The sequence below is a fragment of the Saccharothrix sp. NRRL B-16314 genome (assembly GCF_000716595.1).
GTDB lineage: Bacteria > Actinomycetota > Actinomycetes > Mycobacteriales > Pseudonocardiaceae > Actinosynnema.
On record NZ_JNXC01000008.1, the window covers coordinates 283,371 to 303,746 of the forward strand.

Annotated in this window: 22 protein-coding genes; 13 read left to right on the forward strand and 9 right to left on the reverse strand. The window is 68.5% G+C overall.

Features of this window, described 5'->3' with window-relative positions:
- Positions 1 to 120: 120 nt before the first annotated feature.
- Positions 121 to 696 (reverse strand): DUF4240 domain-containing protein, encoded by a 576-nt coding sequence (locus tag OQ02_RS16235; protein WP_033439213.1) that lies wholly within the window; start codon positions 694 to 696, stop codon positions 121 to 123.
- A 297-nt stretch (positions 697 to 993) separates the two neighbouring features.
- Between OQ02_RS16235 and OQ02_RS16240 the strand changes: the two genes are divergently transcribed.
- A complete protein-coding gene (locus OQ02_RS16240; RefSeq protein ID WP_033439322.1) occupies positions 994 to 1,815 on the forward strand; it encodes a helix-turn-helix domain-containing protein in 822 nt (273 codons plus the stop codon).
- Between the two features lie 64 nt (positions 1,816 to 1,879).
- A complete protein-coding gene (locus tag OQ02_RS16245) occupies positions 1,880 to 2,461 on the forward strand; it encodes a dihydrofolate reductase family protein (protein ID WP_033439214.1) in 582 nt (193 codons plus the stop codon).
- A 149-nt stretch (positions 2,462 to 2,610) separates the two neighbouring features.
- Here OQ02_RS16245 and OQ02_RS16250 read toward each other — a convergent pair whose 3' ends face one another.
- Positions 2,611 to 2,919, reverse strand: coding sequence for a transcriptional regulator (locus tag OQ02_RS16250; protein ID WP_033439215.1), 309 nt, complete (start codon positions 2,917 to 2,919; stop codon positions 2,611 to 2,613).
- The gene (locus tag OQ02_RS16255; protein WP_033439216.1) at positions 2,916 to 3,752 is read right to left on the reverse strand and encodes a hypothetical protein; all 837 of its coding nucleotides are present in this window, start codon (positions 3,750 to 3,752) and stop codon (positions 2,916 to 2,918) included. Before OQ02_RS16255 ends, OQ02_RS16250 begins: the two co-directional genes overlap by 4 nt.
- Positions 3,753 to 4,447: 695 nt before the next feature.
- On the opposite strand from OQ02_RS16255, the gene OQ02_RS16260 reads away from it, so the two are divergent.
- From OQ02_RS16260 to OQ02_RS16275, 4 genes are read left to right on the forward strand one after another with little or no spacing between them, the layout of a single operon-like run.
- Positions 4,448 to 4,984: an EF-hand domain-containing protein gene (locus OQ02_RS16260; RefSeq protein WP_033439217.1), complete on the forward strand. Its 537-nt coding sequence runs from the start codon at positions 4,448 to 4,450 to the stop codon at positions 4,982 to 4,984.
- On the forward strand, positions 4,981 to 6,075 hold the full coding sequence (locus OQ02_RS16265; RefSeq protein ID WP_033439218.1) for an isocitrate/isopropylmalate family dehydrogenase: 1,095 nt from the start codon (positions 4,981 to 4,983) through the stop codon (positions 6,073 to 6,075). The genes OQ02_RS16260 and OQ02_RS16265 overlap by 4 nt, the downstream gene beginning before the upstream one ends.
- A complete protein-coding gene (locus tag OQ02_RS16270) occupies positions 6,072 to 6,701 on the forward strand; it encodes a cysteine hydrolase family protein (protein ID WP_033439219.1) in 630 nt (209 codons plus the stop codon). Before OQ02_RS16265 ends, OQ02_RS16270 begins: the two co-directional genes overlap by 4 nt.
- On the forward strand, positions 6,677 to 7,525 hold the full coding sequence (locus OQ02_RS16275; RefSeq protein ID WP_033439220.1) for an SAM-dependent methyltransferase: 849 nt from the start codon (positions 6,677 to 6,679) through the stop codon (positions 7,523 to 7,525). Before OQ02_RS16270 ends, OQ02_RS16275 begins: the two co-directional genes overlap by 25 nt.
- 140 nt (positions 7,526 to 7,665) lie before the next feature.
- Here OQ02_RS16275 and OQ02_RS16280 read toward each other — a convergent pair whose 3' ends face one another.
- Positions 7,666 to 8,310 (reverse strand): TetR/AcrR family transcriptional regulator, encoded by a 645-nt coding sequence (locus OQ02_RS16280; RefSeq protein WP_033439221.1) that lies wholly within the window; start codon positions 8,308 to 8,310, stop codon positions 7,666 to 7,668.
- A 90-nt stretch (positions 8,311 to 8,400) separates the two neighbouring features.
- On the opposite strand from OQ02_RS16280, the gene OQ02_RS16285 reads away from it, so the two are divergent.
- Both OQ02_RS16285 and OQ02_RS16290 read left to right on the forward strand, forming a co-directional pair.
- Positions 8,401 to 9,366 carry a ketopantoate reductase family protein gene (locus OQ02_RS16285; RefSeq protein WP_033439222.1) on the forward strand — a complete coding sequence of 322 codons (966 nt, stop codon included), beginning with the start codon at positions 8,401 to 8,403 and terminating at the stop codon, positions 9,364 to 9,366.
- Between the two features lie 312 nt (positions 9,367 to 9,678).
- The gene (locus OQ02_RS16290) at positions 9,679 to 10,740 is read left to right on the forward strand and encodes an LLM class flavin-dependent oxidoreductase (RefSeq protein WP_033439223.1); all 1,062 of its coding nucleotides are present in this window, start codon (positions 9,679 to 9,681) and stop codon (positions 10,738 to 10,740) included.
- Positions 10,741 to 10,857: 117 nt separating this feature from the next.
- Here the strand turns inward: OQ02_RS16290 and OQ02_RS16295 are convergent, their stop codons facing one another.
- Positions 10,858 to 11,322: an Lrp/AsnC family transcriptional regulator gene (locus OQ02_RS16295; protein ID WP_033439224.1), complete on the reverse strand. Its 465-nt coding sequence runs from the start codon at positions 11,320 to 11,322 to the stop codon at positions 10,858 to 10,860.
- A gap of 92 nt (positions 11,323 to 11,414) precedes the next feature.
- Between OQ02_RS16295 and OQ02_RS16300 the strand changes: the two genes are divergently transcribed.
- Positions 11,415 to 12,275: an LLM class flavin-dependent oxidoreductase gene (locus OQ02_RS16300; protein ID WP_033439225.1), complete on the forward strand. Its 861-nt coding sequence runs from the start codon at positions 11,415 to 11,417 to the stop codon at positions 12,273 to 12,275.
- Positions 12,272 to 12,688, forward strand: coding sequence for a nucleoside deaminase (locus OQ02_RS16305; protein ID WP_033439226.1), 417 nt, complete (start codon positions 12,272 to 12,274; stop codon positions 12,686 to 12,688). The genes OQ02_RS16300 and OQ02_RS16305 overlap by 4 nt, the downstream gene beginning before the upstream one ends.
- Positions 12,689 to 13,183: 495 nt before the next feature.
- Here OQ02_RS16305 and OQ02_RS16310 read toward each other — a convergent pair whose 3' ends face one another.
- Complete coding sequence (locus tag OQ02_RS16310; protein WP_231500058.1) at positions 13,184 to 14,836, reverse strand: MFS transporter; 1,653 nt, start codon at positions 14,834 to 14,836, stop codon at positions 13,184 to 13,186.
- A 259-nt stretch (positions 14,837 to 15,095) separates the two neighbouring features.
- Entirely contained in the window at positions 15,096 to 15,482 is a 387-nt protein-coding gene (locus OQ02_RS16315) for a peptidase inhibitor family I36 protein (protein ID WP_231500059.1), read from the reverse strand.
- 830 nt (positions 15,483 to 16,312) lie between these two features.
- Here OQ02_RS16315 and OQ02_RS16320 point away from each other — a divergent pair.
- Entirely contained in the window at positions 16,313 to 17,293 is a 981-nt protein-coding gene (locus tag OQ02_RS16320) for a hypothetical protein (protein WP_156077081.1), read from the forward strand.
- An 82-nt stretch (positions 17,294 to 17,375) separates the two neighbouring features.
- Complete coding sequence (locus tag OQ02_RS43805) at positions 17,376 to 17,531, forward strand: hypothetical protein (protein ID WP_156077082.1); 156 nt, start codon at positions 17,376 to 17,378, stop codon at positions 17,529 to 17,531.
- A 103-nt stretch (positions 17,532 to 17,634) separates the two neighbouring features.
- On the opposite strand, the gene OQ02_RS16325 is transcribed toward OQ02_RS43805, so the two are convergent.
- Positions 17,635 to 18,210: a hypothetical protein gene (locus OQ02_RS16325; protein ID WP_231500060.1), complete on the reverse strand. Its 576-nt coding sequence runs from the start codon at positions 18,208 to 18,210 to the stop codon at positions 17,635 to 17,637.
- Positions 18,211 to 18,832: 622 nt separating this feature from the next.
- Here OQ02_RS16325 and OQ02_RS16330 point away from each other — a divergent pair.
- A complete protein-coding gene (locus OQ02_RS16330) occupies positions 18,833 to 19,138 on the forward strand; it encodes a hypothetical protein (protein WP_197043358.1) in 306 nt (101 codons plus the stop codon).
- Between the two features lie 576 nt (positions 19,139 to 19,714).
- Here the strand turns inward: OQ02_RS16330 and OQ02_RS16335 are convergent.
- Complete coding sequence (locus OQ02_RS16335; RefSeq protein ID WP_231500061.1) at positions 19,715 to 20,251, reverse strand: pyridoxamine 5'-phosphate oxidase family protein; 537 nt, start codon at positions 20,249 to 20,251, stop codon at positions 19,715 to 19,717.
- Positions 20,252 to 20,376: the final 125 nt, after the last annotated feature.

Consider the following 20,376-nt stretch of genomic DNA (forward strand, 5'->3'; position numbering starts at 1 on the left):
GCTCGTGCTGCGGTGTGAGAACCCGGTACTTTCTCGGCGACCAACGGCTCCGACCGCAGGCGTTGCCGCTGGTCGATTGGCCCACGGCGAGCAGCTCACGTCCAATGACAATGCTGGGGTTCAGGACAGGAACATCTCGGACAGCCGGGGCAGGTGCTCGCGGAACGCGTCGTCGTCGGACGAGTCCCAACTCGGTCCCACCGGTTGATCCGGCCGCGTCACGGCCGCGAGTGCCTTGTCGACCGCCTCGTGGAACGAGTCCGTCTCGCCGCACACGCGTCGGTATGCCTCTTCGACGCACGTGCCGATCGTCTGGTAGCCGAGCCAGCCGTCACCTTCCTCACCGGCCATCGCACGGACCACGGGCACGTCGGCGAGCGTGTCGGGGTCCCCTACCGCGCGGGTGAACACGTCCCGGCCTTGGAGGATGAGTCCGTCGCGGAAGTCCATGAACCCGTCGTCACCGCAGCCGCCCTCGATCAGGTAAGCCGCGTGCCACAACGGGTGCCGGTACGCCGAGTCCGTGACCTGGACGAAGGTGATCTCCCAGTCGACGATGTCGTCAGGGCCGAGCTTCGCGAGCTCGTCGGTCAGCGCGCCGGGCAGCGGATCGTCCGCGTGGTTGCGATCTCCCGCGCGGTCACCTACCGCGATGCGGGCTCGTTCGACCACGGCCCACCAGTCGTCGATCTTCACCCGCGCATCGTATGGCGCAGGTCGAGTGCGCCGCGACCACACGGCACGACGAACAGCTGCGCCGATGGAGCGGAACGGCTGGCCCGCCTGACTTCCACTTTCTCCGGATCGGCGCCTCGTTCGACCCCGCGCTGGACGAGGTCGACTTCGCAGCACGCGCATCCCCAGCACATGTCCGCGGCCGGGTGCTCGTCCGGGATCGGCACCGGCTCGATGCCGGCGGCGTGGCTGGGCCATCCCGGCACGCGATGCCGGCGGGACGTCGGCGATGCTGTGGGCGTGGAGTACGTGTCCAGAGTGCCGCGACCGCCGCTGGACGGGCTGATGGACGACCTCTACTACCTGGACGGTGCACCGCCGTACGCCCGGCTGACACTCCCGCCGATGCCGGCGGCGTTGCTCATCGTCAACCTCGGCGCCCCGTTCCGCATCCGCGCCGGCACCGACATCGAGACGGCCGAGTACGCCGACGGCTGCGTGGTCACCACGCCCACCCGCGCGTTGGAGTTCGGCTACCCACCCCGGACCCGGTCCGTCGGTGTCCACTTCAAGCCGTGGGGGCTGGCGCCGTTCCTGCCGATGCCCGCCGCCGAGCTGTGCGACCGCCCGGTGACGGTGGAGCAGGTTTGGGGCCGGCCCGCCGTTGCCGAGCTGCGAGACCGGCTGGCCACGGCGGACGGACCGCACGAAATGCTGACCCTGCTCGAAGAGGAGTTGACGCGACGGCTGTGCGAGACCGCCGGTCTGGAGCTGGTCCGCCACACGGGCAGCGTCATCGCGGCGACCAGCGGGGCGGTCGCGATCGGCGGCCTGAGCGCGGCAGCCGGTGTCAGCAGCACCCATCTGGCACAGCGGTTCAAGAAGCTCATCGGGGTCACACCGAAGCGTCTGGCCCGCACCTACCGCTTCGCCACCACCGTGCTCTCCATCAACCCCGCCGAACCGATCGACTGGGGCGGCCTCGCCGGAGCCGCAGGCTACTTCGACCAAGCCCACTTCGGCCACGAATTCCGGGCGTTCACCGGCCTCACACCGACCCGGTACATCGAAATCCGGCGCCGGTTCCTGCGCGAACACCCCGGCCACACACTGGACGGCTGGCCGCTGCCGACCGATTGATTTCCTACAAGCGCGCCAGCTCACGAGACGCTAATTTTGGGGCCCCCAAAGCAGAGGAGCGCCAGTGGGCAAGGTTGTCATGTACAGCTCGGTGTCGGTGGACGGCTTCGTCGCGGACGAGGACGACCAGCCCGGACCACTGTTCGACTGGTTGATCAGCGGTGACGTCCCGTTGGACGAGAGCGGCGAGCTGAAGGTGTCGCAGGCGTCCTACGACTACACCCGGCCGTACTGGGACCAGGTCGGGGTGACAATCGTCGGCCGCCACGTCTTCGACTTGACGGACGGCTGGGACGGGAAGCCTCCCGGCGGGATCGACCACGTGGTCGTCGTGACCCACCGGGACAGGCCCGAGGGCTGGCACCCCGAGGCGCCGTTCCACTTCGTCGACGGCGTCGAGGCAGCCGTGGCCAAGGCGCAGGAGCTCGCGGGTGACCGCATCGTCGAGGTCGCCGCCGGCGACGTCGGTGGCCAGGTGCTTGCCGCAGGCCTGATCGACGAGGTGCGCATGGACGTCGTACCCGTCGTGTTCGGGTCCGGCAAGCGCTACTTCGGATCGGTTTACGCGCAACACCTGTTGGAGGATCCCGACGTGGTGATTCGGGCCAATCGGGTTCTTCACCTGCGCTATCAGGTACGCCGTTGACCGATCCTCCAAGACAGTCCGATGTGGTCAAGTCGGCGATCCCGGCGTCCGCGACCACCGGACGCGGACCTGCTCGTCCCTACCTGCGTGTGGCCAACGCGTTCGCACTACTACACATGCGACCCACGAGCGACCGGGACAACACCGGGTCACGCCTGGTCGTGCCGCTCCAGCAGTGCCCGCAGCACCGCCATCTCCGCGGCAAGCGCCTCGCGGCCCGCGGCGGTGATGCTCACCCACGTCTTCGGGCGTTTCCCGTAGTAGCCCTTCTCGACCGCCAGCAGACCGGCCTCTTCGAGCACGGTGACGTGCCGGGACAGGGTGCCCGCGGCGAGGCCCAGAAGGGACTTGAGGTAGCCGAACTCCGCCCTTTTGACCTCGGCCGCGATCGTCAGGACGCCCAGCCGGTGCCGCTGGTGGACAGCATCGTCCAGGCCCGACGTGGGGTGCTCGGTCATGCCGGGATCTTGCCCTGCACCCGACGGGCGACGAGCCCGCCGACCCCGCCGAGCACGAGGATCAGCGACGACGACAGCAGATCACCGAGGTCGATCAGCGCCGCCGGCCACAGGGCCGCACCGTAGACCCACGTCGACCACCCGTTCACGAACAGCGCCCAGACGGCGAACAGCACGGCGAACGACGTGCACAGCGCACTGCGCTCCACCCACGCCAATCCGAGCACGCCCACCGCCACCACCAGCAGCGACCCGAACGGGAAGACCATCACCAGGTGGGCGACCAGGACCAGCGACAGGATCACGACCGCGGTCCGGAGCTTCCGCTTCGCGAGCAACGTCACCACCACGACCCCGACCACCAGGACCGCCAGCGCGACCGGCCAACCCAACGTGGTGAAGACCAGCCGGGTGACCAACGGCACGCCCAACAGCGGAAAGGCCAGCACCAACAGGGTCACCTGGACGTAGAGCCGCGTCGAGGTCTCCACCCCGACCTTCCTCGCCCGCCACCGGTACCACCACACCGTCGCCAGGAACCCGACCGTCAGCGCGGCCATCCAGTAGAGGTCCTTCCACAGGGACGGGTGGTCGCCGAGACCGGACGTCCTCGTCGCCTGCCCCGTCGGGTGCAACCAGTGCCACACCGACGGCAGCTCGTTCGCCGACCACGAACAGCCCAACTCGCACCGCGCAGGCAGGTACAACGGGATCGCCGCCGCGACGATCACCCCGAACAGCAGGAACGGGAACCAGTAACCGTGCCGGTCACGACGGGCGCGCCGCCGTAACGCCGACAGCTCGTCGAGCAGATCCCTCGGATCAGTCGCCACTGCACAACCCCCAACTCGTCGCTGATTCAATCAGGTTTGCACTGCAAACCTGATGCTGTCAACCACGCCTAGCACGGAGGTCGCGCACGTGAGCCCTGCCCGACTCGTGATGCCACCCGACGCCCTGCCCTTCGGGGCTGTTCACGGCGCGCTGCCGTTGCCAGCCGGGTTCTCCGCCTGCTGGACACCCAGAGCGCTTGGGACGGGAATCCCGCCTACATCGGTGGGCTCGTCCTGGCCGCCACCGCGCAGACGCCGGCAGGTCCGATGGTCGAGGTACGGCCGTAGAACGCAAACCGCGCCCTGACCTCCGCAGCAGGTGCGTGCCGGGATTGACCCGCAGACGCTGTAAGCGTGATCCTCGACCTGCCGTTCCGGAGGTCAGCCGAGGTCGATGTCACTGCACAGGAAGTGCTTCTGTCCATGTGCGACGCCTTCCAGATCGCGACGAGGACGTGCCGTCCGGTGTAGCCGGAGGTGGGCGCGCTGGTTGACAACCGAATGGGCGATGACAGCCGCGCTCGGACAATTCCAGGTGACGGCTCGTAATTCACACTTTCCAGTGAACACGCGAATCGTTCGACCGGTCAGGTGCAGCCTCCGACATCATGGAACACCGTCACCGGGCACGGCCACAGGACGACGGCGCGATTCCATCCGATGTCCGGTCATCACTTTCGACGGGAGAAGGAAACATGGAGCACCCCCAGGCAGCGCTGAGTCGGGTCGACCTCATCTTCACGTTGTTCGACGCCAACGGCTCCGGTGAGATCGAGGCGCACGACTTCGAGGTCATGGCCCGCCGGGTGGTCGAGGCCGCGCCGCAGTCCGACGCGGCGGCGAAGGCGGCGATGACCGCGGCGTTCCACCGCTACTGGAAGACCCTCGCCGAGCACCTGGACGACGACCGCAACGGCCGTGTCGACCGGGAGGAGTACGAGGACAGCGTGTTGTCACCCGAACGGTTCGAATCCACGATCGACGAGTTCGCGCGGTCGCTGGCCCGGTTGGGTGACCCGGACGGTGACGGCCTGATCGAGCGGCAGGTGTTCACCGCGCTGATGACCGCCATCGGGTTCGAACAGCAGAACATCGACGCGCTCTTCGCCGCCCTGGAGCCCGACCGGGACGACCGGATCTCCGTGTCGAACTGGGTGATCAGCATCAAAGACTTCTACCAACCGGACGCGGCGGGCATCCCGGGCGACCGCCTGGTGCCGAGCGCCGGATGACGGTGGAAGTCGGGCTCGCCGTAGGACGGGGCACCGGCCCCGAGTTGGCAGCCGTCTTCGAACGAGTGGTGGACCGACTCGGGCATCTGCACGGCGTCGCGCCGGCCATCACCCGCTCACCCCGCGTCTACCACTCCTACTTCTCGCTGCGCGCCGAAGCCGACGGGATCGGGGACATGCGCCGGCTGACCGAGGACGACGCGGGGCACTACGAGCGGTTCTGCCGGACGCTTGCCCGGCGCGGCGCCGCCGCGGTGTTCCGCACGGCCGTCAACGCGCAGTCGCTGTACCTGGTCAGGCAGCGGTTGCGGGCGGTGAAGGTCGACGTCATCTCGGCACCCGGGTCGTCGCCCGACGCGGCGTTGCTGCTGGTCCGGGACGAAGCCCAGGGCTTCTACACCGGGGAGAACCGGCACACGCCGGGTGTGCTCACCCGCACGATGCAGTTCAGCCGGGAGGTCACCGACGACGTCATCGCCCACGCCCTGACACGAGCGCGGCAGCAGTGGCCGGACGGCGGCGCCGACCGGATCGTCATGGCCTACAAGCACCACCTGCTCGACGGCGCGTTCGACGACTGGGTGCACGCCGCGGCCGAACGCCACCGGGTGCGGATCGAGCTGAGCCAACCCGACACCGTGAACAGGAACCTGATCCAGCACGGGTTACCCGGGCGGACCGTCGTCGTGGCCGGCAACGAGTGGGGCGACATCATGCACGTCGTCCTGCTGGACCGCTACGGCGCGGACAAGCAGGAGAACCGCTGCACCGAGAACGCCTACCTGCACCCCGACCTGGCTGGGCTGGTGGAGTACCAGACCGTGCACGGCTCCGCCGACGACTTGGCCGGTCGCGACACCGTCAACCCGGTGGCCACCGTGCGGGCCGCGGCGGCCGTCGTCGAACGGCACTGCGACGGCGCGGGCGCGATCGAGTCGACGGAACGAGCACTCGCCGCCGTGACCGCCCGCGGCGTGCTCACCCCCGACCTCGGCGGTCGGCACTCGACCACGGCCGTGGTCGACGCGCTGTTCGCCGAACTGCCCCACCGCCGCATCGGGCGGTCGGCGAGGCTGGAGGCAGGTTCGTGACCAGGACGGCCTTGATCGTCGTGGACCTGCAGAACGACTTCTGCACCGGACCGGTCGCCACCGCCAGGTACGCCAAGGACCCCGCACGGCTGGACGCGGTGACGACCAACACCGCACGCGCGGTCGACCTGGCGCGGGACCGCGGCACCGAGGTGGTGTTCGTCCGCTTCGTCGGCGACGTCGAGCACCAGGGCCCGAGTTGGCGACGCCGCAACGAACGCAATGGTCGGGCACCGACTTGTCGTGAGGGCACGTGGGGTGCGGAGTTCTGCGGGGTCACCCCGGCGCCGGACGAGCTCGTGGTCACCAAGCACGCGTGCTTCGACGCGTTCCTGACCTCCGGCTTCGAACACCACCTGCGGCAGCGCGGCATCGAGCACCTGGTGTTCGCCGGCGTGTACGCGGACGTGTGCGTGGACTCGACCGCCCGTACTGCCTTCCAGAAGGGTTGGCACATCACGCTTTTGGTCGACTGCACCACCAGCCTGCTGCAGCGCGACGAGGACACCGTGCGGTTCATGGCTGAGTTGTACGGGGCCCGCACCACCACCCACGACCGCCCCGACACGTGGTGCGATCCCCTCGGACGAGAGGACGAGCGGTGGTCGGTGACGGCGTCACCCTGACCGCGCTCATGATCGCGGCAGCACGCGCGATCGAAACCCACCGTCCGGACTCGTTGGCCCGCGACGACTCCGCCGAGCACTTCGTGCGAGCCGCACCGGCGTCCGCGAACTGGCCCGTGCACCCGCGCGACGTCCCGGACGGCGAGGCGAACCCCCTGTGGGGCAGGCTCGCCCGGTACTTCGGGCTGCGCACCAGGATGCTGGACGACGTCGTGCTCGCCGCGGGCAACCGCCAAGCCGTGCTGCTCGGCGCAGGCCTGGACGCCAGGGCCTTTCGCCTCGACTGGCCACCGGACTCCGTCGTGTTCGAACTCGACCAGGCCCCGGTGCTGGCGTTCAAACAACAGGTGCTGGACAGCCTCGGAGCACACCCGCGCGTCACCCGCCGCCCGGTGACCGCGGACCTCCGCGACGACTGGGCGCGACTACTGCCCGGCTTTCAACCGGGCGAACCCACGACCTGGCTGGCCGAAGGCCTGCTGCTGTACCTGCCCGCGGACGCCGAACGCCGCCTGATCGACACGGTGGACCGGCTGTCCGCACCCGGCAGCACCCTGGCCTACGAAGTCAAACTGATCCGGGAACACCCCGCGGTGCGCGACAGCCCCGTCTACACCTCGACCAAAGCCCAGACCGGCATCGACCTGCTCGCCCTGTTCGACGACGAACCCCGACCCGACTCGGTCGCCGACCTCACCGCCCGCGGCTGGACCACCCGGGTCCACACCCCGTTCGACTTCACCCACCACCACGGACGCGGACCACTCCCCGAACCGTACGACGCCCTGGCCGCCAACCGCTGGGTAACCGCCACGAAACCGTGACCCGCCGTCACAACCGCGCGCGACCAGCCCGACTACACCCACCGACTCCCGTCTCTGTCTGGTGTGGACAGACATGCGACTATCAGCGCAGTAGCACTCGGAGATTGCACACCCGCACACGAACAGCGCCGGGGCCGGTCTCACACCCCCGCACTCGCTGGTGTGCCGCTGTTTGCATCTCGCCGTGTCGAAGGCGTACCGGCGATTGCCTGGTCGGAGTGCGGGCGGCGCAGCCCGGCCAAGAGGAGGGTGATGACGCCGTCGGCCTCGGCTCGCCAGTCAGGGCGGTCATGGGCCGCGCCGATGCCGTGCAGCGCCATCATGACGGCGCCGGCGCCTACGTCGTCGCGGACAGCGCCTTCCCGCACGGCGGCGGCCACCAGGTCGGTGACAGCCTGCTCCAGCGCCCGGCTGCCCTCGGCGAGGACGCTCGAACGGTCGGCCATGAGCGTAGCCAGCGTCCGGGCCAGGCCCTTGTGGGCGTCCATGTGGTCAACCATGCCGCGAAGGAAGGCCGTCAAAGCCTCCGACGCGGGCAGCGTGGCCTGTAGGCGGCGGGCGCGGTCGCACAGCGCGGCTACTTCCCCGTGGTAGACCGCTTCGGCCAACGCCTCTCGGGTCGGGAAGTGGCGGTACAGCGTGCCGGTGCCCACCCCGGCCAGGCGGGCGAAGTCATCGAAGCGCAGGTCGAAGAAGTCGCCGGTGTCGAAGACTTCCCTGGCCTTGGCGAGCAGGGCCTCTCGCTTGCGTCGGGCGTCGGCCCGCAGCGGCTTGTCGGCGGTCATGCGCTACCTCGCGTTGACAAATGGAGATGACCTCCATATTTTCGAAAGTGGAGATGACCTCCAGATCGATCGTACCCGACGAGGTGCAGCGTGAAGATCCTGATGTTCGGCCGAGGCGTGATCGCCACCGTTTACGGCTGGGCCCTGCAACAAGCGGGACATGACGTCGAGTTCTACGTCCGCCCCGGTCGCTCGGCGATGTACGGGGAAGCGATCGACCTCGACCTGCTCGACGCGCGGCACCGGGTGCGGGGGCAGCGAGTCGTCCAGAAGTGGCCGGTGCGCTACCGCGAGGAACTGGAGCCCAACCACGACTTCGACCTGATCGTGCTGAGCGTGCCGCACCACCGCCTCACGGAGGCGGCGGCCTTCCTCGCACCGCGCGTCGGCCAGGCCACCGTCCTGGTCTTCGGCAACATCTGGGCCGAGCCGTCGGCCGCGATCGACCCACTCCCCCTCGAACAGGTCGCGTGGGGCTTCCCCCAAGCCGGTGGCGGCTTCGGCGAGGACGGCGTGCTCCGCGGAACTCTGCTGCGGCCGGTCATCTTCGGCACCCTCGGCCGGCCCCCGACCGACCGTGAACAGGCCGTGCGCCAGGTGTTCCGCGAAGCCGGGCTCCGACCGCGGGAGCGACCCGACTTCCGCGGCTGGCTGTGGATCCACTTCCTGGCGAACGCCGGCCTGCACGCGCAGGGCCTACGGCTGGGGTCGTTGTCCAAGCTGGCCGGGGCGACGGGCGACTTGCGCGAGGCACTGCTGATCAGCCGCGAACTCCTGCCACTCCTGGAAGCGCGAGGCCTCGACCTGGGACGTCACCGGCGCGACGGGCTGCTGTTCCGGGCGCCCACCTGGCTGACAGCCCGCGTGCTGGCCTGGCTGACCACTCACGTCGCGCCGGTGCGCGTGAACTTCGAGGCGCATTCCGATCCCGAGGCCCAGGAGCCGCGGGAGATCTGCCGGGACGTGCTGGCGGAAGCACGACGGTTGGGCGTCGCGGCACCGCGACTGGAAGCGGCGGAACCGAACTTCGCCCGCGAGGGGACGGGTCGCGTCTGAACCCGGGAAACACCGGCGTGGAAGCAAGTCGGCGAGTGCCGGCCCAAGCGAGCCGGGATCACGCCACCTCGCGAGGCCCGGACAACCCGCACCCGCAGGGGTCGGCAGTTGCTCCATGCCGGTGCTTGTTCACCCGATCACCAGCTTGCCGGGTGAAATGTCCACCCAATATGTTTCGTTAGCCGTGATCGGCCGTCACGCGGAGGCCCGGATGACCGACCCGCGGCCGTCGTCCCCGCACCGGTGGCCGGTGCCTCCCGGCGCGCGTGCCGGCGACGCCGTCGAGTCCACCACCTCCGAAAGGTGAGTGCCTTGCGCTTCAGCTTCGTGATGTTGCCCGACTACCCGCTGGACGACACGATCGAGTCCATCAAACTCGCCGACGAGCTGGGCTACTACGGGTGCTACGCGGCGGACGAGACGTGGCACAAGGACCTCTGGCAGTTGTTCGCCGCGGCGGCGGACAAGACGAAGAACATCCGTTTCGGCCCGAGCCTGTCCGCGGTGACGCTGCGCGAGCCGTCGCTGATCGCCCAGGCGACGGCCACCCTGGACGAACTGACCGGTGGGCGCGCGGAGTGCGTGCTGGGCTCGGGCAACTTCGGCCTGCTCGCCCAGTACGGCATCGACTGGGCGAAGACGAAACCGTTGTCACGCCTCAAAGAGGCACACCACGTGGTGCGGACGATCCTCGACGAGGGCGCGATCAGCTACGAGGGCGAGTTCTTCCGCTACAGCGGGCTTTTCACGTTCGCACGGCCCGTACAGGACCACGTCCCGGTCAAGTTGGGTGCGATGCGCGGCCCGAAGTCGTTCCAGGCGGCGGGCGAGCTGACCGACGGCGTGCACCACGCCCTGAGCTACACCAAGCGCGCTTACGAGTACATGGTCGAGAACGTGCGGATCGGCGCCGAGCGGGCCGGCCGCGACGCGTCCACATTGGACCTCGGCGCTTGGGTCGTGTTCGCCACCGGTCCGGACTCCCGTGCCGCGAAGGACGCCGCACGCGCGATGGTCGGCCTGTACGCGTCCTCGATGCCGACCGAGCAGCTGGAGCGCAACGACGTCGACCCGGCGTCGCTGACCGACATCATCGCCGCCGTAGCCGAGGGCAGGGTGGATCGCGCGTTCGAGCTGACCCCGCCTTCGCTGGCCGACAAGCTCTCGATCGCGGGCACACCCGAGGAGTGCGCGGAGAAGATCCGGACGGAGATCGCGTCGACCGGCGTCAACCACATGGTCCTCGCCATCACCGACGCCGCGCTGGTGAAGGCGTTCTCGGGTATGGACCTACCCGGCGTCGCCACGATGCGCGAGCAACTCCGACTCGTCCACGACCACGTGATGCCCGTCTTCACCGCGCAACCCGCGTAACACCACACCCGAACGCGCGGTACCGCTGGGGATCGCAGGCAGGGTCGAGCATGCTGTGGCGACCCCGCCGCGCTCCCCCTGCCGGCACTCGATCCCAGCCGGTCATCCGGGACCACGTCACGCCGGTAGCTCCCGTGGTGGCCCGCCGACGCCGCGCAGCGGGAGCGTCTGGCTGTAGACGATGCTGGTCGTCGTGGTGCCGAGCCCGGTCAGCTCGTTCACGACCAGCTCCAGGTGCTGCATGGACGTGGCAGCGATCTTGATCGTGTAGCAGTCCTCGCCGGTGGTGCGCAGGCACTCCAGGAACTCGGGGCGTTCGGCGAGCAGCCGGTGCAGCGGCTGGTGCTGGTTGCCGGGGTACTTCAGCCGCACGACCGCGAGCACCCCGAACCCCACCCGGTCGAGGTCGACGGTGGCCCGGTAGCCGGTGATGATCCCCGCGTTCTCCATCCGCTTGACCCGCTCGGTCACGGCCGACGCGCTCAGCTTCACCCGCCGCCCCAGCTCGGTGAGCGCGACCCTGCCGTCCTGCTGCAACTCCGCGAGGATCGCCCAGTCGGTCGCATCCAAAGTCTCGGTCATCTCGGCAATCTACCGTGAGATCCACGGCGAACACCATGCAATGCCGTGGATAGTCTCTTCACCAACCGTCCTCACCCACATAGTCTTGAGGCATGTTGATCGGCGTGAACGTCCCCAACTTCGGGCCGGGAACCCGCCCCGAAGTGCTCCGCGACTGGGCACGCACGGTGGAAGGCCTCGGGTTCGACCTGCTCATGGTGTCCGACCACGTGGCGATCACCCCCGACGTGGCCGCGCAGTACCCTGCGCCCTTCTACGACCCGTTCACCACGCTGTCCTGGCTCGCCGGGACCACCGAGCGGATCGCCCTCGGCACGACCGTGCTCATCGCGCCCTACCGGCACCCGCTGCTCGTCGCCAGGATGGCCGCGAACCTCAACGACCTCAGCGGCGGCAGGTTCGTGCTCGGTGTCGGCATCGGCTGGGCCCGCCAGGAGTTCGAGGCGCTCGGCGTACCGTTCCACCGCCGGGGCGCGCTGACCGACGAGCTGATCACGACCGTCCGCGAGGCGTGGCGCGACGACGGCTACCGCGCCGGCAGCATCCCGGTCTGGGTCGGCGGGCACGGCGACGCCGCGCTGAGGCGCGCGGTCCGGCTCGGCGACGGCTGGCACCCGCTGCGGCAGACACCCGCCGGCTGGCGGGCTTCCCTGGCCCGGTTGAAGGAGATCGCCGACGACGAGGGTCGTCCGGTCCCTGGTCTCGCGCCCCGCATCCTGTTGCGGGTGACCGAGGCGCCGGTGGACGACCGGAGGCTCGGCGAAGGCACGCTCGACCAGGTCGCGCAAGACCTCGAAGACCTGCGCGCGGACGGCGTCCAAGCCGTCGTGCTCGACCCGTTCGTCGGTGACCCAGAAGAAACACGGCACCCGCACGCCCCGTGGCGCATGCTGGCCGCCGTCCGTGAGCTGTCGGAGCTGTCGGAGTTGTCGGACAAGAAGGAGACGCAGTGAACCCGGAACACCTGCGGCGGGCCATCGCGCTGGCCGCCGAGGCACGCGCGGCCGGCAACCCACCGTTCGGGTCGCTACTGGTAGGCCCGGACGGGTCTGTCCTGGTCGAGGAACGCAACACCACCCTCACCGACCGCGACATCAGCGCGCACCCCGAGCTGAAGGTGGCCCGTTGGGCAGCGCGGGAACTGGACCCGCAGACCGCGGCGAAGACCACCATGTACACCAGCTGCGAACCGTGCGGCATGTGCGCCGGCGCGCTGGCCCGGTCCGGGATCGGCCACGTGGTCTTCGCCCTGTCGGCTGAGCAACTCGACGGACTGCGCACCGCAGGTGGCTTCCCGCCCGTGCCTGCCGACGGCCCGCACCTGTACGAGGCAGCGAAGGCCCCCGTCGAGGGGTACTACCCATGACGCGCTCAGTCGCTGAAACCTGACCTGGTCGAGTGAAGTCGAATCGGTGACGGCTGCGGCGGCCGTGGACCGAGCCTCATCGCAGCTCGGCCCAACCGGCTACCAGCCGCTGCTCTGTGCGACACCCTGTTCTGACCAGCCGACGCTGCCGGATCGTTGTCGCCGAGATTCAGCCGGCCGATGCCGGTTCAGCGATCTGGCACCGGCCGGCCCTCCCTTCGAGCGCCGAGGTGGTCCGGGAGCACACGGCCTGACGGCCTGGATCGAGCCGCCGCCGCCGGGCCCGATGGCGCACGCGCGCCACGCGTATCAGGTCACCCTGGCGGACCAGGGTGCGGTCAGACAGCGGAAGGGGAGACAGACGACGATGTTCCCGGTCGAGGCATCGGATCTTGGTCGACTGCTGCCTCACCGGAAGCCCCGCCGCCGCGCTGCCATGCCTCAGCCTTCGACGGTTCGCTCCGGGCTCGTGTTGTGCCCGTGCCCCGGCGTCCATCAACTTCGTGGCGCCTGGGCGGCAATGGGCTCGGAACTGCCGGCGTCTTCGTGCTCCGGCTCCGGAACCGGGTCCTTCTTTCCGTTGGCCGGCAACGTGCAGAGCAGCACAACCGCTCCGAGGAGTGCGACGACCGCGATCCAACCAGCGCCGACGTGCATGGCGTGGACGAACGCATCGTCAGCGGCCCGAGCAAGAGCGGGCTGGTCGATGGCGGTGGCGACGTGGCGTGCCTGTTCGGCGGAAACCCGCGCCTGGTCCTGCACTGGGACTGGTGCCCCCATCAGCGAGGGTTCGATCGTTCGCCGGTACACGATCGACATGATCGTGCCGCCCACGGCGATTCCGATCACACTGCCGGTTTGCCGCACGGTGTTGGTGACGGCCGATCCGGCCCCGGCCTGTTCCAACGGCAGGTCGCCGATCAACGCGGCTGTGACGGGGCCGATCACCATGCCGATCGAGAGCCCCTGCACCAGCAACAGGAACTCGATCCAGGCGAGTGGAGTCTGCAGTCCGAGGAACCCGTAGCCGCCGATGGTCAACGCAGCCACCGCCAGCGCCGGCACGGTGATGACACGCACCGACAGGCGGCGAACCAGGCGTGCGGCAAGGGGTGCCCCCACGAGCGCGCCGACTGCGGTCGGGATGTTGGCCAAACCAGCCTGCATCGGCGTGAACCCGAGCGCGCCCTGCAGGTAGAACGCGTTGTAGAAGGTGATGGCGGCCACCGCGAAGAGCAGCAGGCCCAACGCCACGTTGCCGCCGCCGAACGTGCGTTGCGCGAGCAGTCGCGGGTCGAAGCCGGGCACCTTGACGCGCAACTCGACCACGACGAAAACGGCCAGCAGCACCAGCCCTGCAACGATCGGCGCCCAGACGTCCACGCGGCTCCACGCAGCCACCTGCCCCGCCTGGATCAGCCCGTAGGACAGCGCCACGAGCCCGCCGATCGACAGCAGCATCCCGGTGAAGTCCAGTGGCCGCCGCGTCGGGCTGCGGAAGTTCGGGACCAGCACCGCGAGGCCGGCCAGCGCCAACGCCGCGACCGGGACGTTGATCAGGAAGACCGAGCCCCACCAGAAGTGATCGAGCAGGAACCCCGCCAGCACCGGGCCGGCAACCATCCCGACGCCAGCCGACGTCGAGAAAATGCCGATCGCGGCAGCCCGCGCGGGGCCGGTGAAGGTCCACATGAGGACTGCCAGCATGGCGGGCGTGATCAGCGCGCTGCCGACGCCCATCGCGGCCCGAGCCGCGATCAACTGGCCCGCATTGCTTGCGCACGCCGCCCACAACGAGGAACCGGCGAAGATCGTCAAACCACCCGAGAACACCGTCCGGTGACCGAACCGGTCACCCAGTGCACCGGCAGTGAACATCAACGTGGCAAAGGTCAGGGTGTACGAACCGGTCGCCCATTGCAGCTCACCGGGATCAGCCCCCAGCCCACGGACCGGGTCGGCCAGCGTCTCCAGCGTGGTACTCAGGACGGTGTTGTCCAGCCAAATCAGCACCGAACACAGCATGAGGACGGCAAGAATCAACTGCTGCCTGAACTTCGACAGCGTTGGCGGTGCGGTCATGAACACCTTCGAATGTCGATCGACGGGAAACGAAGCGACCATAAGCAGCCATTGCGACGCCGTCAAGTTCGAAGGTTCTTACCGACACTGTTGCAAGCGAACCGATTCCATGCCTCTCTGCCGCATTTGCGTGCTGAACGATTCTGTGCCCTCTGAAGGACTTCCGACGTAGCAGATTTCACGGGTCATGAGGTTGCGGCCGAGCTGATTTCATGCCTTCCGCGCCGCTCAGCGAAACGCCAGCCGCCAACAGCCCTGCCGCCGGCACACGCTCTGCATGTACCGGCGGCAGGGCACCGGCGCGGATCCGCCACAACGGCCGGATCTAGACCTGCACGAACCTGTGGGACGCGTTCTCCCTCTGCATGGCCGCGATCAGGTTTCCGGATTCACCGGGAAGGTACGTGTCCGAGATACCGCCGTACCCGCTGTTGAAGTAGACGGTAACCCGGTTCGAGGTGGTGCGATTCCACGCCGACAACGCATTGTTCTTCACGCACTGGCCCTGACCCGCGCCAGTGCTCTTGTAGTCGTAGCACGTCGGCTGCGTGTCACCGTAGTTCGAGATCGAGCCGTTGAAGTCCGACAGCGACCCGGTCAGTCCGTACCCGTAGTACAGGCAGAACTCCCCCACCTCGCAGACCCCGTTGCGGGGCGTCGCCGCACTGGCCGCGCTGGTCACGGCCACGACCAGCACGATGCTCGCCCCCACGACGGACAAGATCCGAGCCAGACGCCTTCCGATTGTTCGCAACTGAACCCTCCCATATTGATCCACAATTCCCCTACGTGTGCGCGATGGCACCAAGGCCATGGTTTCGCAATCGACCACGACTTGGAACCCAAACGCCAAGAATCACCTGATCCAACCAACACCCACCCCGGATGGACTATGAATTCCAATCCGCAGAAATACGGACCCCGCAATGACAGCATGTCCCGCACCCATCACCGCAAGGGTCCGAGCACCCCTTTCGACCGGCCCACAGGCTGATCATCAGGTCTTTCGGCATGAATTTCCGTAGGCGGTTCCGGGGTGGAATCGGCCGAGCGGGCCGTACGAATGGCGTCGCGCGGAGCAGGAGCCTGCGCGCGGGGTGGAGGGAACAGGCCGGTCGTCGTGGAGGTGCAGGACCGACTCCTGGAGCTTCTGGCGGAAGTCGGTGGAGCGCGAACAGCAGTTCGGTCCAGGCGCTGTCGTGGCGCGGCCCCACCTACGAGCACGTCCGCAAGCAGCACAGCAACTCTGCCTGAGCGACTGCGACTTCCTTACCACGTCAGGTGCCGGCGGGTGGGTGAAGTACGCGAACGTCGGGCGGACGACCCGGGTGAAAGCGAACTCGCGAGCCGGACGCCGGACGTCGACCTGGTCACGCCGGCCGAGCTCGACCAAACCGTTACGCCGCTGTAGGGCGTTCACCTGACACCGGTGAATTCGCCGCGCTCGTAGGCTGACAACCAGCACGTATTGCATTGGTCTTCGATCCAGAGGTTGTGTAGGTAATGGGGTTGAGTCGTCGGCTGGCCGCGATCGTGGGGGTCGTGGCGCTATCGGCCGTCGGGGGCTGCGGCTCCGGTGGTCCGTTCACTTCGTCGGTCGCCGGGAAGGCCGCGGCCGAGCCGCAGCCGGTCGAATCGCAGCCTGCCGAACCGGCGGGGTTCGACGAATGCAGCCTGCTCACACCGAAGGAGGTGGCCGGGACGCTCGGCGTACCGGCCATGCACATCACGTTGCGGGAGACGTTGACGCAGGACGACGGCACCCGCCTCGCCGCGTGCGCGTATGCCACCGAGAACACTCCTGGTGTCGCCGGGATGGTCGTCAACGTGGTGGCCGATACGGATGCCGAGCGGTTCTTCGCGCCGTTCAAGAAGTACAAGAACGTGCGGGACGTCGCCAAGCTGGGTGACCAGGCCAAGGTGATCGGGTACGAGGCCAAGGAGCTCAAGGCGCATTACCGGGAGATCAGGGTGCTCTCCGGTCACACCGGTCTGCACCTCTGGTACAGCTACAGCGACGCGCCCGGCGGTATGCCGGAGGCCGACGGCGAGAAGGTGGCCCTGCTGCTCACCGCCGCCGTCGAGAAGCTTCCCGAACAGGTGACGATCACGTCCCGTGCGGTCGAGGGCGCGTGCGCCGACGTCGACCTCGCCGAAATTTCGGAGGTGGTCGGCGACAAGCTGACCACGTCCCGTTCCGTGGTGGGCACCGCCGGCGCGGCGCACTGCCAGTTCAGCGGCGAACAAGCGGCAGTCGCGATCACCGTGGTCAGCGAACCCGAACGGGTCAAGCGGATGACCGTGGCGGCGAAGGACGTGAACGCACCGGACGTCGGCGACGGGGCCCGGTTGTCCATCGGGGCGAGCGACGCGGGTCAAGGACCGCTGTACGCCACGGTGAACCTGGAGGACAAGGTCCTCAAGGTGATCGCGGCGTACGGGCCGAAGGTCGGCACGGTCAAGCAGCCGAGGCCACAGGACCAGCAGATGGTCAAGGCGATCGCAAAGGTGGTCGGCGGATGAACCACCAGCCGGGCCACTTCGGCCCCGCCCACCACACCCCGCCACCGCCCGGCCAGGCGCGCCCCGGTCGAAGAAGCCGATCGTGCTCACGGCGATCATCGGCGTGCTGGTCCTGATCGGCGCGGGCGTGGCCGGCGTGGTGTTCCTGTCCGGTGACGACCGGCCGGACCGACCGTCCATGGCAGCGAACCAGCACTTCGACGGCCTGACGTTCCCTGACCCGGCGGCGCTCGCCTAGGACAAGGGCCCGGACGCCGTGTGCGAAGCGGTCGGCAAGACCATGCTCGCCCGCGGTTACCCACTGTTGAGCGTCACCGACGCCAAGGGCGTCCCGTCCTCGATCAGGTGTGGGCGCTCGGGTCTGGTCTCTCGGTGAGCTCCCACCGGTCGCCGTGACCCATGGCGATCGTGATCGCCTCGATCACCCGCCGGGCCGCCGCCGGATCATCGACGAAGCTGACGGCGGCTTTGAGGTCGACCTGCGGCCCGCCGGCGAGGCTCGCGGCCACGGCGATCATTTTCCGGTCACGGTCCGGCACTTCGGCGGCAGCCGCGAAACCCACCACCGCCGTCCAACCGGTGAGCTGCCCCATCCGCACGATCTCATTGTCCCACACCAAATCCACGATCTGCACGAGGTCACCGAAGCCCGGCTGGTCCGGCACCGAGGTGAAGGTCAGCAGGTGCACGGCGGCCCGCCAGCCGAGCGAGGCGCCGGTGGCGACGTCGACCCGCAGGAGGGTCCGAATCAGATCACCCGTGAACCCGCGGGCGAAGTCCGGCCGCGGAGTCCTCCGATGCAGCGGCGGCGCGGTGTCGGGGTCGGCCAGCAACTCCGCCACCCGCAGGCACTCCACACACGGCGGCAACGCGGCGATGTCGACGTACGTGTCACTGGCATACATTTCGTACGCCATGGCCATCCCCCACTGATCCGTGCCCCAGACCGGACGCTCCGGAGCCGAACACAGCGTGAAACCCGTACTCCCGCCCTCCCCGCCGTAGCTGTGGTCGTCGTCGAGATCCACCGACAGGTGCCGCAACGTGCCGTCCGTACACGGTTGAGGTGTCATCGGGTCCTCCTCACCACCGGATGCTTCGACGGTCGCCCGTGACAACAAAGCCTATCCATGCCCGCAACGGGGCCCGCCCCACGCCGTGGAGGGATGCGTCGGATGCTGACGACGCAGGATGGAAACACCTCCGCGTCATCGGCTCCTCCCTGCCGGTCTACGACAGCGCCTCGATCCCACCCCACGTGGCGCTGATCTCGTCCCTGTCCTGCGCACCGGTTTTGACCGTGTCCAAGACCGCCGGTGGGCCCACGCCCGCGACAGCACCTCCCCGGTCACCCGCGGCTCCTGCACCTCCATCGAAGGCGAACACCCGGCCCGCACCAGCAAGCTCAAACTCGAACGAGCGTTCTTCCTGGCCGCGCTCGCCGCCCTATCTGCCGGGCCCACGTCCTGTTCACCATGCTCCGCACCAAGACCCCCTACCAGGCACCGGAGACCACCGCAGCCGCATAACATCACCAGCGTGATCGAACTCGACCTCGCCCAATTCGCTGCGGCCGTGCACGCACACGCGCCGCGGTGGGAACGCGCGGGGATCCGGTGGCAGCTCACGTTCGGCCCCGAGCGCGACAAGTCCGCCGCTTGGGTCGACTGCGAGACCGGCGACCTGGCAGGCCAGCTCGTCGTGTGGACCAGCGGCGAGGCTGAACTCGACGCCGGTAACCTCGCGACCGGCGTCATCGACCAGGTTCACTACGAACTGGTGAGCCCGCACGAACTCGGCACCTGCCTGGACGATCTCACGAACTGGCTCACCGAACAGAACTGATCGTTCACCGATCGGCTTCTCCATCTTCACCGAGCCGGTCGCCGGTCAACGTCGGAAAGCTCTTTCCAAGATCGACTCGCCAGGGGACGTCGCAGCGACGGCGCCAGGACTACGCTCGCACCTCGGTGGCGATCATTGCCACATCCGGAAGGGCACTTGGGGATACATCCCCATACCAGGCACATTCGAGTGCCGAGAGATATCCATCGGTAGCCCAGAGCAGGACTTCGCCGAGCAATGCACCCGATTCGCCGACAACTACTGCGTCCACCGGAATCACGCCGACGACACCCGGTGACCGAGGAGCCTCACTCAGGACCGAGAGGTCGACGCTGACCGAGTCGACTCCCCACCGTCCGACTACCTGCACAAAGTCAACTTGTGCCCGCAGTTCAGCTACCCCCGGGAACTCACAGGAAAGGATCGACTCGACCGCAGCCCTCTCACTTGAGCTCAAGGGACGAGGAGTGATCGCAACGGACACTGAATGAACCCTTCCGAATGGTCGCGCGCCCTGGACGATAGCCGCAGTACACCAGACAGTGTTGCCGAACCGGAGTCCGGGCCCGTTCGACATCACCCGCCGGCGCCCAGAGCCGCGAGAACGGGTTCGGGCGTCAGGCCCGGGAACCGCTCCTGGAAGTCCAGGACCCCGACCCAGGCCGGGCGCAGCGCGATCCGGACCATCCGCAGGCCGGGCATGTCGATCGCCGCCACGTAGGCGTCGCCTGCCTCCTCCCCCAACCCGGCGCGCTGGATGGCGGCGTACTCGGGCAGCACGCCCTCGACCTCGGCCAGGGTCACCTTCCCGCGCAGCATCAACACCTGCGGAGGACCGTCGGACGTGTCGATGGTGATCGCCACGTCCGGGCGCGCACGCAGGTCGCGCACCTTGTAGGTGCCTGCGAATGCGCCGATGACGATCTCGTCGCCGTTCCACAGGAAGTTCACCGGGATCAGCCGCGGCGTGCCGTCCTTGCCGGTGTAGGCCAGCCGCGCCACGAGAGTCGAGTCGTTCAGCAGGCGCTGCGCGGTGGGCGTGTCCAGCAGTCGCACGTCGCCCTGCGGCAGCCGCGCCTCACCAACCTCCTCCTGGCCCCGTTCACCCCGCACCCCAGCTGATCCGAACGACACCGCCTGAGCCGCGACGGCACGGTGATCGGGTGTGGAATGCAGCCAGCCGCCCGGTGACTGGTTCTGTCGTGCAGGCCGGGGCGATCGAGCACGTCTCACCGGCT